The following is a 12,768-nucleotide window of genomic DNA, read 5'->3' on the forward strand; positions in this document are numbered from 1 at the left end:
CCGGGTGACGTCACCTTATGGTGTTCGACGTGTTCACAACTCGTCCGGAACTTGCCGGCACGCACGGGATGGTCGCCTCCACGCACTGGCTCGCCTCCGCCGCGGGCATGGCGGTTCTGGAGGACGACGGCAACGCCTTCGACGCCGCGGTCGCGGCCGGATTCGTGCTGCAGGTCGTCGAACCGCACCTCAACGGACCGGGCGGGGAGGTCCCCGCGCTGTTCGCCACCGCCGACGACCCGCGCCCGCGCGCGCTGGCCGGTCAGGGCCCGGCGCCCGCCGGGGCGACCGTCGAGCACTACCGCGAGCTCGGCCTGGACCTGGTGCCCGGCACCGGTCTGCTGGCCACGACCGTGCCGGGCGCCTGGGACGGCTGGCTGCTGCTGCTGCGCGACCACGGCACCAAAACGCTGCGCGAGGTGCTGAGGTACGCGATCGGTTACGCGCGCGGCGGCTATCCGATCGTGGAGCGGATCAGCACCACGATCGACACCGTCCGGGACATGTTCCGGGAGCACTGGCAGACCTCGGCGGACCTGTGGCTGACCGCTGGCGCCACGCCCGCGCCCGGCAGCATCCTCCACAACCCGACGCTGGCCGACACCTGGGAACGCCTGCTGACCGAGGCCGAAGCGGCCGGAGGTGACCGCGAGGCGCAGCTCGACGCCGCCCGTCGTGCCTGGTCGCAGGGCTTCGTCGCCGAGGCGGTGGAGAAGTTCGCGCGGATCCCGCACCGGGACAACTCCGGGCGCGACCACGCCGGTGTGCTCACCGCGCAGGACATGGCCGAGTTCGAGGCGACCTACGAGACGCCGCTGACCGTCGACTTGCCGGGCGGCTGGACGCTGGCGAAGTTCGGTATCTGGTCGCAGGGTCCGGCGCTGGCGGAGCAGCTGCGCCTCTTGGAGGGCTTCACCGACCGGAACAACTACGTCGACGGCGTCGCGGACGCCGACACCGTGCACCTCTCGGTCGAGGCGGCCAAGCTCGCCTTCGCCGATCGCGAGGCCTGGTACGGAGATTCCGCCGATCCCGGCGTGCTCGCCGACCTGGTGTCCCGCGACTACGCCGCCGAGCGCCGCGAGCTGATCGGCGATCGGGCGTCGCTGGAGCTGCGCCCCGGTTCGCCCGGTGGACGGCAGGCGATGCTGGCCGCACACATCGCGGAAAACCGCGGGGTGGGCGGGGAGAAGGACCCCAGCGGGGTCGGGATCGGTGAGCCGACGGTGTCGCCGACCGGGGAGAGCCGCGGCGACACGGTGCACATCGACGTCGCGGACCGGTGGGGAAACATGGTCTCGGCGACCCCGTCCGGCGGCTGGCTGCAGTCCTCGCCGACCATCCCGGAACTGGGCTTCTGCCTCGGCAGCCGGGCGCAGATGTTCTGGCTCGACGAGGGTCTGCCGAACTCGCTGGCCCCGGGCAAGCGCCCCCGGATCACGCTGAGCCCGTCCCTCGCGCTGCGCGGCGGCGTGCCGACCCTGGCCTTCGGCACGCCGGGCGGCGACCAGCAGGACCAGTGGCAGCTGTGCTTCTGGCTGGCTCACGTCCACGGTGGACTGAACTTGCAGGAAGCGATCGACGCCCCGGCCTGGCACACCGGAGCCTTCCCGGGCTCGTTCTACCCGCGTGCCTGGGAACCGGGCCGCGTGGTGGCGGAGTCCCGCCTCGGCGCCGAGACCCTGGCGGAACTCACCCGCCGCGGCCACGACGTCCTCGACGCCGGCCCCTGGGCCCTCGGGCGCCTCTCAGCGGTCTCCCGGGACCCGGAAACCGGCCTTCTCCGAGCCGCGGCCAACGCCCGAGGCGCCCAGGGCTACGCAGCGGGTCGCTGACCAGGGGGTTCCAAATTTCCCTAAATTTGGGAGCCCTCCGCCAGATGCCGAGTGTCCACACTCTCCGATTGGTTTTCCACACCCCTGTGGACAACTTCTTCCACAGGGGTGTGACCAGGGAAAATGCCTGTTGGTGAGGATGCTGTGGCGCAAAGTTATCCACAGCTGTGCGCAGGTGTCAGCGACGGGTGCTGACCAGCACCAAACCGATGCCGATCAGCCCGATTCCGCACCACGCGCCGACGCCCAACCGCTCACCGACGACGAGGACGCCCAGGACCGCGGCGACCACCGGCTCCAACAGGCTCAACGTCGTCGCCACGCTGGTGGACGTGCGGCGCAACCCGGCACCGAACAGCACGTAGGCCAACCCCATCGGGATCACCGCCAGGTATCCCGCGACGACCAGCCCGGCTGGCGAGCTCAGCAGCGGTCCACCGGTGAACGCGAGCACCGGGAGCAGAACCAGCGAACCGGAGCCGAACATCGCGCCCATCACTGCGCGCGACCCGTGCCCGCGGCGCATCATCCGGGCCGCCGACCACGAGTACACGACGTACCCAGCACCGCCGAGCAGACCGAGCAGCGTGCCGAGCACGGTGCTCGTGCCAGCTCCGGTCCAGCCGCCGGTGATCAGCAGCAGACCGAGCACCGCTAGCCCGGCAGACAGCGCCCACCGGTCATCCAGCCGGACGCCGTCCACGACCCGCTCCAGGATCGCGGCGAACACCGGCGCCGAACCGAGCGTGACCACGGTGCCGACCGCGACCCCGGCCAGCGCCATCGACGAGTAGAACGCCAGCGGGTAGACCGCCACCGCCAGCGCGCCCACGAGCAGCAGGCCGAGCTGCCCGGAGCGCAGCACGTCGAACGCCGAGCGGCCCGCGATCGCGAGCAGCAGCAGGCCGCCGACACCCATGGTGGCGGCCCCGATCGACAGCGGGCTGGCGTCAGCGGGAGCGAAGCTGGCCGCGGTACCGGTGGTGCCCCACAGCGCGGAGGCCAGCAGGATCAGGAGAGGACCGGACAGGAACGAGGTCCGGACGCGCGCGGGCGTGTCGAGAAGTTGATTCGGCAAGGTGAACTCTTCCGTTCGAAGGCCGACAGGACTCGTCGAACGAGTGGCGCGTGCGTGCAGCCTGGTTTCCTGAAGCCGATTTCAGGCAAGACCGACAGGGAACTGCACAACGAGGTGAGACGACGGCCGGTTCAGCAGCCGTCGGGAGCGCCGCCCGTCAGCAGGACGGCGGCGGGGTTACGCGGCGCCAATACGAGTTCACGTCGTGCACCCTAATGGGCAACCGAGGTGTTCGGAACCGTTGTCACTCACCCCCGACGCTCAGCGGAGGTCTGCGATGGCGATCCTGCACACCGACATTCCGACTCGTTCCCAAGTCGATGCTCTGCTGACCGCACGCGACCCGCACAGCGCGTCGCTGTACCTGCCGACCGATCCGGCGTCCAACGGCGACGTCGAGCGCGTCGAGCTGAAGAACCTGACCAGCAGCGCGTTGGGTCAGCTCCGCGAGGGCGGCGCGGACAAGGACGAGGTGGGCGAGCTCGCCGATCAGCTCGCCGACCTCGCCGACGACGAGACGTTCTTCCGCTACCAGGCGCGCAGCCTCGCGATCTTCGCCACGCCGACGTCGATCACCACCTTCCGGCTGCCCAGCCACCTGCGCGCGGCGGCCGAGGTCTCCGACCGGTTCCACCTCAAGCCGCTGCTGCGCTCGATCACCTTCCCGAACACCGCGCTTGTGCTGGCGCTGGCGCAGAACTCGGTGCGGCTGCTGGAAGTGCTGCCCGAACTGGACCCGGTGGTGATCGAGGTGTCCGGCATGCCGACCGACATCGACAGCGCGGTGGGACGGGTGTTCCCGGCCGATCGCTCGCCGATCCGCCGGCTGCAGGCCGACGAGGGCAAGAAGGTGCGGATCCGCCAGTTCGCCCGCGCGGTCGACCGCGCGCTGCGCCCGGTCCTGCGCGGCGACGTGCCGCTGATCCTGGCCGCCACCGAACCGCTGCAGAGCTTCTTCCGCTCGGTCAGCGGCGCCCCCGAACTGGCCTCGGTCGGGCTGACCGGCAACCCGGAGGAGAGCACCGACCGCGAGCTGGCCTCGGCGGCCCGCAGCGTCCTCGACGACCTGCACGCGGACCGGCTGCGCGAGCTACACCGGCTGTTCGACCAGCGCACAGGGCAGGGACGGACGGTCACCGACGTCGCCGGCGTGGCCAAGTACGCGACGATGGGCGCGGTGGACACGGTGTTCGTGGACATCGACAGCACGACGCCGGGGGTCATCGACGAAGCAGGAGGGATCGAGTTCGAACCGGTCGGAGCGTCCTCCTACGGCATCCAGGACGAGATCGCCCGCCGCGTCTGGCTCACCGGCGGCCACGTCCTGGCGGTCCGCCGTAACGACATCCCCGCCGGAGCCGAAACGGCAGCCATCCTCCGCTACGCCCCCTGACAGTGAGCGCCGACCTCCCGTGCCCAGGTGGACCACAGTTTCAATTGAAACTGTAAATCCCACCCACGGCGGATCACAGTTTCAATTGAAACTGTGATCCCGGCACCGGCGTCGGTGCGGTCTCGGGCGTATCGCCACGGGGCGCGGATCCGGGCGATAGCCTGCGATACGTGTCGAAGGACCCGATGGACGAGCGCCTGATCGAGTGGACCGGTGAGCGGTGCGTGCCGTGGACCGAGGACGTTCAGGTCATCTACGAGCACTACCACCGCTACGCGCTGGCCGCCCGGTTCGTGAAGGGCAAACGGGTGCTCGACCTCGCCTGCGGCGAGGGGTACGGCGCCGCCCTGCTGGCCGCCGAAGGCGCCGAGGTGGTGGGTGTGGACATCGACGCCAACACCGTCGAGCACGCCCAGAACAAGTACGGCAGCCGCGACGTCAGCTTCCAGGTCGGCTCGATCACCGACCCCGAGCTGCTCGCCGACGCCAAGCCCTTCGACGTCGTCGTCTGCTTCGAGGCCATCGAGCACGTCGAGGACCACGACGCGGTGCTCAAGCTGGTCAAGGACCGCCTCGTGCGCGGCGGACTGTTCCTCAGCAGCACCCCGGACACCGCCGTCTACACGCACGAGCACGGCAACGAAAACCCTTACCACGTCAAGGAACTCACCGCCGACCAGTACGAAACCCTGCTGGAGGGCGCGTTCCGGCACGTCGCGGTGCTCAAGCAGAACGTCACCGTCGGCTCGCTGCTCACCCCCGCCGACCCCGGCGACCCGGACACCGCGATCGAAGGCGTCCGCCTGCAGACCATCGAACCCGGCGAAAACGCCTGGTCGATCCAGCAAGGCGTGCCGCACACCTACCTGCTGGGCGTCGCCGCCGACAAGCACCTGCCGAAGCTGCCCGCCGCGGCCGTGCTCACCGACGCGCAGCTCACCCTCGCCCGCCGCAGCGCGGACGCGGCGCCGATCATCGAGCAGCGCGACGCCGCGGTCGCCGACGTCGCCAAGCTCAACGACCTCTACCAGCGCAGCCGCGGCGAAGCCGACGAGCTCAAGGCCGCGATCCAGCGGCTCGAAGAGCTGCGCAAGGGGGAGGAGCAGCGCGCCGACCAGGGAGTTCGCGAGCAGGCGAAGCTGCGAGCCGAACTCGACCGCCTCGGCGGCGAGCTGCACGAGCGCCAGCAGAGCGCGGAGCGCGACGCGGCGCGGATCGAGTGGCTGCGCGACACCGTCGCGCGGCTCGAAGGACGCGCAGCGGACGCCGAGCAGCAGGCGGCGGAGCTCGGCGAGGCGAACGCCGAGCTGGCGGCGCAGAACTCGGCGCTGGTGCAGCGCGCGGTGACGAAGTACCGCAAGGTCGTGGAGCGCGTGGCGCCGCGGGGGACCGCGCGGCGCGACGCGTACGAGATCGTCCTCGGTCGCAAGCCGGGCGTTCCGGAGGCCGCCGAGGCAGTGGAGACCGGCCCGCTGCCGGTGCCGCGCAGCGACCAGCCGCTGGTCAGCGTGATCGTGCCGGTGCACGGCAAGTGGCCTTACACCCGGCAGTGCCTGCGGTTCCTAGGCGGACACCTGGTGTCCGTGCCGTTCGAGGTGATCGTCGTCGACGACGCGTCCCCGGACGACAGCGCCGAGAAGCTCGCCGCCTGCGAGGGCGTGCGGCTGGTGCGCGCCGAGCGCAACCTCGGTTTCATCGGCGCTTGCAACCTCGGCGCCGAGCACGCCCGCGGCGAGTACCTGTTCTTCCTGAACAACGACGCCGAGGTCACCGAGTCCTGGCTGGACGTCCTCATGGAAACGATGCGTTCCGACGAACGCATCGGGATGGTCGGCGCCAAGCTGGTCTACCCGGACGGTCGGCTGCAGGAGGCCGGCGGCATCGTGTGGGCCGACGGCAACGGCTGGAACTACGGCCGCAACACCGATCCCGGTGGCGCCGAGTTCAACGTGGTCCGCGACGTCGACTACTGCTCCGGCGCGGCTATCCTGGTCCGCAACGACGTGTTCCAGCAGGTCGGCGGCTTCGACACCCGGTTCGCGCCGGCCTACTACGAGGACACCGACCTGGCCTTCGCGGTGCGCGCGGCCGGCTACCGGACCGTGGTGCAGCCGAAGGCGGTCGTGGTGCACCACGAGGGCGTGTCCAACGGCACCGACCTCAGCACCGGGGTGAAGAAGCACCAGGAGATCAACCGCAAGGCGTTCGTCGAGAAGTGGGCGGAGACGCTCACCGCCGAGCACCTGCCGGAAGCCTCGCCGCGCAACCTCTGGCTGGCCCGCCACCGCGGCACCCGCGGCCACCACGGCCCGATCGTGCTGGTCAAGGACCACCAGGTGCCGCGCCCGGACTTCGACTCCGGTTCGGTGCGGATCCGCCGCGTGCTGGAGCAATTCGTCGAACTCGGCTGCCGCGTGGTGTTCTTCCCGGGCAACCATGCGCCCCTGGAGCCCTACACGACGCAGCTCCAGCAGCTCGGTGTCACCGTCCTGCCGGCACCGGAGCTGCAGCAGGCGTTCTTGCACGAAGCGGGTTCGGAGATCTCGCTGGCGCTGCTGTCCCGCCCGCAGGTGGCGTGGAGCCTGGTGGAGGAGCTGCGCACCTGCGCGCCGCAGGCAGTGATCGCCTACGACACGGTCGACGTGCACTTCCTCCGCCTGGAGCGGCAGGCCGAGGTCGCCGAGCAGCAGGGCGACGCGGCCAAGGCGGAAGCGTTGCGCCGCAAGGCGTTCGCGTCCAAGCAGATGGAGCTCGGGCTGACCCGGTCCTGCGACGTCACGCTGGTGGTGTCGGAGGCCGAGCAGGCGCTGCTGCGCGAACTCGTCCCCGAAGCCGACGTCCGCGTGCTGTCCAATGTGCACGAAGTCGACTGGAGCCCGTCGCAGCCGGAGGGGCGCAAGGACGTCCTGTTCGTCGGCAGCTTCGACCACCCGCCGAACGTCGACGCGGTGCGCTGGGCGGCCCGCGAGATCATGCCGCTGGTGCGCGAGGAGTGCCCGGACGCGGTGCTGCACGTGATCGGCAGCAACCCGACCGACGAGGTGCGCGCGCTGGCCGGACCTGGCGTCGAGGTGCACGGCTGGGTCGCGGAGCTGGAGCCGCACTACGCCAGCAGCCGCGTGACCTTGGCGCCGCTGCGGTTCGGCGCGGGAGTCAAGGGCAAGGTCGGCGAGAGCCTGAGCCTCGGCGTGCCGGTCGTCGGCACCTCGGTGGCGGTCGAGGGCATGCACCTCGAGCACGGCAAGGAAGTGCTGGTCGCTGACGACGCGGCGGGTCTGGCCGCCTCGGTGACCAGCCTGCTCGCCGACGACGAGACCTGGCGCGGACTGGCGGAAGCGGGAAAGTCCGGCATCGCCGCCCAGTTCGGCCCGGACGTCTCCCGAGCCACCGTCCAAGCCCTCCTCAAAACCACCACACACGAAGCCTGACCTGCCCGACCGGAACCCCGACACCTGCGGACAGAAAAGCGAACGGCCCGTTCACCTCATCTACCGAGGTGAACGGGCCGTTCGCTTCGTTCGTCAGTTCCGGACGGTCGGCGGGGTGTGGGCGAGCTGCTGCTCGAGCACCGACTTGAAGGTCTGCTCGGCGTTGTCGCCGGCCACATCGAGGATCACGACCCAGCCGTGCGCCACGTACGCGGTGCGGAAGGTGCTGCCGGTGGAGACCACCTGCACGCCCTTGTACGACAGGTCCTCCGAGACGGCCAGGCCCTGCTGGGAGTCGATGTACTTCTCCGACACGGTCTTCGCCGCGTCCGGGCTCGGCATCTGCAGCGCGAGCAGCGTGACCTTCGGCGGGCCGTCGGTCCCGTTGAACCAGCCGCCGGCCAGGCCGTTCTGGAGCGCGGTGTCCAGCACCGGCTTCGGCTGCAGCAGACCGGCTTTGTGGCCCTCCAGCGCCGGCACGTCCAGCGCCCCGTTCCACGGGTGCGGCGCACCCTCCAGGCCGATCAGCACGTCCTGCGGGTTGGCGGGCGGGTTCGGGTTGGCCGCGGGCGGTTCGGGCAGTTCCTTGGTCGGAGGCGGTGGCGGGGCCTGCTCGCTTGTTTCCTGCTCAGCGATGTTGTTCGAGCTGTCGCCGCCGCTGGTGAAGTAGAAGATCAGCGCGACGACCAGGGCGACCACCAGCACACCGCCGATGGACAGCCCGGCGATCAGCTTGCCCTTGCCGGACTTGCCCGCGTTGTCGAACACCTCGGGGCCCTGCCGCATCCAGGACGCGTCGCCGTGCCCCGGCGGTCCCCCGGGCAGGTCATCGCCCCACGGGGTGCCGGTGTTCTCGACCGCGCCCCAGCCCTGCTGCGGACCCCACTGCGGCTGCTGCGGCGCTGGCCACTGCTGCTGCTGGTTCAGGTTGACGACCTGGGTGCTCTCGGAGTCGCTTGTGGACGGCGTCTGCGATGCGTTCGCGAACGGGTTCGGCACGACCTGCGTGGCCTCGCTGGAAGCGGCGGGCTGCTGCTGGTTCGGCTGCGGCTGGGCCTGCTGCTGCGCGCCCTGCGCGGCGGCATCTCCCCAGCTGAACGCGGGCGGGAACGGGTTCGCCTGCTGCTGAGGCTGCTGCGGGAGACCGCCGGACGGGGTTCCCGGTTGCTGCTGCGGGACGCCGCCGGACGGAGTGCCCGGCTGCTGCTGCGGCAGCTCGCCGGACGGGGGATTGGGTTGCTGCTGCGGGAATCCGCCGGACGCAGGTCCGTTTTGCCCACCCTGGGCGCGGCCGAGCACGGCGTCTCGTCGCTGGCGGTACTCCTCGGCGGAAATCCGTCCCGCCGCGAGTTCGGCGTCGAGATTCTGCAGCTCGTCTTGCCAGGTCACGATGCGCCCTTTCCCGGAAATATTCAGCGAACGCCCCCACATGCGATCGATCGCCATTCTGGCACCCGGTCGGGGGGATGCGGGGCACCGGCCGGATAACGATCGAGCGCCTGCTCTGGTCGTGGTGGGTCACTACGAGGTAATGGGTCCCCAACCGCCGTACCCCCAGCTAGGCTACGCAGCGTTGAATTCGCTGGCGGGGACGTTGACTTGATGGGGTGATCCGGGTGGGTGATGCGCGGGTCGTGCACACCCGTCCGGAGTTGTTCGCCGACCCGCACCACGGCTTCGCCTGGATCCGCATGATCGGCGCGCTGGCGGTGATCTACGGTCACAGCTCGCCGCTCGCCGGCACGGGGCTGCTGTTCTCCGAGGACTGGGCGCTGCATCCCGACGAAGGCGTCCTCATGGGATTCTTCGCGATGAGCGGCTTCCAGATCACGGAGAGTTGGATCCGCGACCCCCACCTGGGCCGATTCGCTGCGAAGCGCGTCCTCCGCCTGTGGCCACCGATGCTCACCGTGACCTTGGCGATGGCGCTGATCATCGGCCCGCTGGTCACCACCCTGACGGCCGGCGAGTACTTCGCCGCGCACGGCACCTGGGGCTACATCGTCAACAACGCGGGCCTGCTCACCCTCAAGCACGAGCTGCCCGGCGTCTTCGTGGACAACCCGTGGCCGAACGCGGTGAACGGTTCACTGTGGACGCTGCCGATGGAGCTGATCGCCTACACGGGCCTGTTCCTGCTGCTGGCGCTCGGCGCGGGCCGGAACAAGTACCGCTGGCTGACGGTGGTCGCGCTCGTCGCGCTGGTCATCTGGGACCGGCACCTGGAGCAGATTCCCGGCTCGGAGTCGGCGGGTTCGTTGCTCAGCGTCCCGGTCGAGTCGCTGGTCGCGTTCCTGGTCGCGTTCGCCTTCGGCGTGGTGCTCAACCTCTACCGGATCCCGCTGTCGCCGCTGGCCGCGGTCGCCGGGCTCGTGGTGATGGCGCTGATGCCCAACAGCATCGCGGCGTCGTTCCTGATGGTCTTCGCGGTCAGCTACGCGGTGGTGCTGGCAGGGCACTTCTGGCCGGCGAAGCTGACCGTCCCCGGGGTGTGGGTCAACGGCAGCTACGGCGTGTACGTCTGGGGTTTCCCGATCCAGCAGCTGCTGGCCATGGCCGGAGTCCGCAACGAGTGGCTGATGCTGATCTGCGCGGTCCCGCTGGCGTACGTGATCGGCACCTTGTCGTGGAAGTTCATCGAAGACCCCACGATGAAGCTCCGCCACTACTTGACTCCAGCGCCGAAGAAGGCTGACAAGGACGAAGACCAGGCGGACGAATCCGACGAGGACGAGCCGGACGACGAGAGCAGCGAAGACGACCCGGCACCCGACGCGACCACGAGGGTCACCGCCGTCGGCCGCCCAGCCCGCCCCCGCGCCACCCCGTCACGTGCCGGAACCCCGAACGACGACGCCCCCGCCGGCGAGGAGCCCCAGCGAGCCGAGTCCCCTCGCCGCGCCAGGCCCGTCGATGCGACGCGGAACGGCGCCCACCGGGTCAGGCCGGTTGGTGGTGTGGAGCCGAACCTCGCCGCTGAGCTCGGTGATCCGAGTCGGAACAACGGTGCTCGTCCGAGCGAGGACGCCGCCGCCCGGCCCCGCGGGAGCGCGGGCGAGGGGACCCAGTGGGCCGAGCCGCCTCGCCGCGCCAGGCCGGTGGAGCCGAACCCCGCCGCCGAGCTCGGTGCCCGTCCGTCCGAGGACGTCGACAACGCCAGGCCGAGCCGGGTGGGCAGGAGGCGCGCGGACGCCAGGCCGAACCAGCCCGGACCGGCCCAGCCGCGCCGCGATGTCGCGGAGAACGCGCCCGAGCCGAAGCCGAACGGCTTGGGCGCCACGCGAAACGGAGCCATCAACCCGCCGACCAACGGCACCCCCATGTCGAACGGAGCCCGCCCACCCCGACGCAACGGCGCACCGCAGCCACCTCCCGCGCCCGCCCGAAACGGCGCGGTACCCCAGCGTCCGATCGACGCCCCACCACGCCGTCGCCCGGCTCCGGTCCCGGAGGAGTCGGCGCTGTCCAAGCGATTCTCCTGCGATGTGGAATCCCAGCAGCCCCCCGCCGCCCGTCCCCGTCCACCGGTCCGCGGGGGGACGGGGCGCCACGCGCGCCCGGAGCCCCCGCAGGTCCCGGAGGAGGAGACCCGGCCCCATCCCAAGTACCAGGACCGCCGCTGAGCGGCGCGTACCCTCGGGACCATGGCGCTTTTCGGTGACAAGACGAGGCTGATCGACGAGTCGACGGCCCTGCCGGGCAGGCAAACCCCGCTGCCGGTGGCCGAGCACCACGCGGTGCACCCGGATCGCCGGATCGTCCCGCCGTTCCCGGAGGGCTACGGGACGGCGGTCGTGGGCATGGGCTGCTTCTGGGGAGCAGAGCGCGCCTTCTGGCAGACCGAGGGCGTGTGGACCACGGCGGTCGGCTACGCGGGTGGCTACACCCCGAACCCGACCTACGAAGAGGTCTGCTCCGGCCGGACCGGCCACACCGAGGTCGTCCTGGCGGTCTTCGACCCCCAGGTGATCACCTACACCCAGCTCCTCAAGGTCTTCTGGGAGAACCACGACCCGACCCAGGGCATGCGCCAGGGCAACGACATCGGCACCCAGTACCGCTCGGCGATCTACTACACCGACGAATCCCAGCGAGCCGAAGCAGAAGCCAGCCGCCAGGCCTTCCAAAAAGCCCTGGCGCAAGCGCACCGAGGCGAGATCACCACGGAAATCGCCCCGCTCAAGGCCTTCTACTACGCGGAGACCTACCACCAGCAGTACCTCAGCGAAGCTAAGAACCCCAACGGCTACTGCGGCCTAGCCGGCACGGGCGTCTCCTGCCCGATCGGCACCGGAGTCACCACCCAGGACTGACCCCGAGAACATCGGAGATCCATCGCTGGAGTCACTCGGGTTGGCCGGCTGTGGTCAGGAGGTCTTTGGTCACCTCTTGGGCTACTGCTTCTAGGTGGGGTGCTGGTTCGGGGGAGGTGTAGCGGACTGCGACCGTCATGTTGGCTCGGGCCGCTACCAGTTGGACGTCTCGTGGGGAGCGGATGAGGACCGCTCGAGCGTCCAGGCCTGGGGCTTCGATGGCGCCTGGTTCCAGTTCGAGGTAGTCGAGGAACTCGTTGACGTAGGTCGTGTCCGGGCGGGTTTCGCGGTCGAACTCGACCGCCATCTCGACGTGCAGGCGAGTCTTGGGCTCGCCGTGAACAGGTCCTTCGGTGCGCCACTGGCACTTCGAGTTGGGCCGCTGGCCTTCGGCGTCGTGGTGCTCCTCGTGGATCTCCGCGTCGCGCGGCTCGAACGCCTTCCGAAGAGCCTGCTCCGAAACCGACTCGCAGGTGTTCGGCACGCCCGCGTAACTGGGCCCCGCACTGGAGGAGGGCAGGATCCAACTCGCCACGACGAGCCCGCTGGCGATGACGAGGAACGGCAGGCTGACGCCCACCAACCGCCGCACCCGAGAGCGAGCGGACACGCAGCACCTCCCGGACGACGACACGCTCTCCGAAGGAGGAGCTTATCGATGAGTCACCCGGTCCAAAGACACCTCGACCAAGATCACCAACACGCAGCGCCCAGACAGTCG

General features: G+C 70.2%; 8 protein-coding genes. 5 read left to right on the plus strand and 3 right to left on the minus strand.

Translation table 11 applies throughout. The annotated features are described in order from the left end of the window. Positions 1 to 17 precede the first annotated feature (17 nt). Positions 18 to 1,835 carry a gamma-glutamyltransferase family protein gene (locus ACWCO2_RS23865; protein WP_450129975.1) on the plus strand — a complete coding sequence of 606 codons (1,818 nt, stop codon included), beginning with the start codon at positions 18 to 20 and terminating at the stop codon, positions 1,833 to 1,835. Between the two features lie 178 nt (positions 1,836 to 2,013). On the opposite strand, the gene ACWCO2_RS23870 is transcribed toward ACWCO2_RS23865, so the two are convergent. Continuing rightward, on the minus strand, positions 2,014 to 2,913 hold the full coding sequence (locus tag ACWCO2_RS23870) for a DMT family transporter (RefSeq protein ID WP_450129976.1): 900 nt from the start codon (positions 2,911 to 2,913) through the stop codon (positions 2,014 to 2,016). Between the two features lie 277 nt (positions 2,914 to 3,190). Between ACWCO2_RS23870 and ACWCO2_RS23875 the strand changes: the two genes are divergently transcribed. Together ACWCO2_RS23875 and ACWCO2_RS23880 are read left to right on the plus strand one after the other, a co-directional pair. Further along, complete coding sequence (locus ACWCO2_RS23875) at positions 3,191 to 4,306, plus strand: baeRF11 domain-containing protein (protein WP_450129977.1); 1,116 nt, start codon at positions 3,191 to 3,193, stop codon at positions 4,304 to 4,306. 185 nt (positions 4,307 to 4,491) lie between these two features. Beyond that, on the plus strand, positions 4,492 to 7,734 hold the full coding sequence (locus ACWCO2_RS23880; RefSeq protein ID WP_450130028.1) for a glycosyltransferase: 3,243 nt from the start codon (positions 4,492 to 4,494) through the stop codon (positions 7,732 to 7,734). 93 nt (positions 7,735 to 7,827) lie between these two features. On the opposite strand, the gene ACWCO2_RS23885 is transcribed toward ACWCO2_RS23880, so the two are convergent. Next, positions 7,828 to 9,180, minus strand: a complete 1,353-nt coding sequence (locus ACWCO2_RS23885; protein ID WP_450129978.1) for a hypothetical protein — start codon at positions 9,178 to 9,180, stop codon at positions 7,828 to 7,830. A gap of 170 nt (positions 9,181 to 9,350) precedes the next feature. On the opposite strand from ACWCO2_RS23885, the gene ACWCO2_RS23890 reads away from it, so the two are divergent. Together ACWCO2_RS23890 and msrA are read left to right on the plus strand one after the other, a co-directional pair. Then, on the plus strand, positions 9,351 to 11,357 hold the full coding sequence (locus ACWCO2_RS23890) for an acyltransferase family protein (RefSeq protein ID WP_450129979.1): 2,007 nt from the start codon (positions 9,351 to 9,353) through the stop codon (positions 11,355 to 11,357). A 21-nt stretch (positions 11,358 to 11,378) separates the two neighbouring features. Next, complete coding sequence (msrA, locus tag ACWCO2_RS23895; RefSeq protein WP_450129980.1) at positions 11,379 to 12,047, plus strand: peptide-methionine (S)-S-oxide reductase MsrA; 669 nt, start codon at positions 11,379 to 11,381, stop codon at positions 12,045 to 12,047. A gap of 31 nt (positions 12,048 to 12,078) precedes the next feature. On the opposite strand, the gene ACWCO2_RS23900 is transcribed toward msrA, so the two are convergent. Continuing rightward, positions 12,079 to 12,657, minus strand: coding sequence for a hypothetical protein (locus ACWCO2_RS23900; RefSeq protein ID WP_450129981.1), 579 nt, complete (start codon positions 12,655 to 12,657; stop codon positions 12,079 to 12,081). Positions 12,658 to 12,768 lie beyond the last annotated feature (111 nt).

This window comes from Saccharopolyspora sp. NPDC002376 (genome assembly GCF_053593195.1).

Bases quoted from the DNA above. Each gene is read 5' to 3' on its own strand.
- ACWCO2_RS23865 (WP_450129975.1), top strand. From the start codon at position 18: ATGGTGTTCGACGTGTTCACAACTCGTCCGGAACTTGCCGGCACGCAC.
- msrA (WP_450129980.1), top strand. From the start codon at position 11,379: ATGGCGCTTTTCGGTGACAAGACGAGGCTGATCGACGAGTCGACGGCC.
- ACWCO2_RS23875 (WP_450129977.1), top strand. From the start codon at position 3,191: ATGGCGATCCTGCACACCGACATTCCGACTCGTTCCCAAGTCGATGCT.
- ACWCO2_RS23885 (WP_450129978.1), bottom strand. From the start codon at position 9,180: ATGGCGATCGATCGCATGTGGGGGCGTTCGCTGAATATTTCCGGGAAA.
- ACWCO2_RS23880 (WP_450130028.1), top strand. From the start codon at position 4,492: ATGGACGAGCGCCTGATCGAGTGGACCGGTGAGCGGTGCGTGCCGTGG.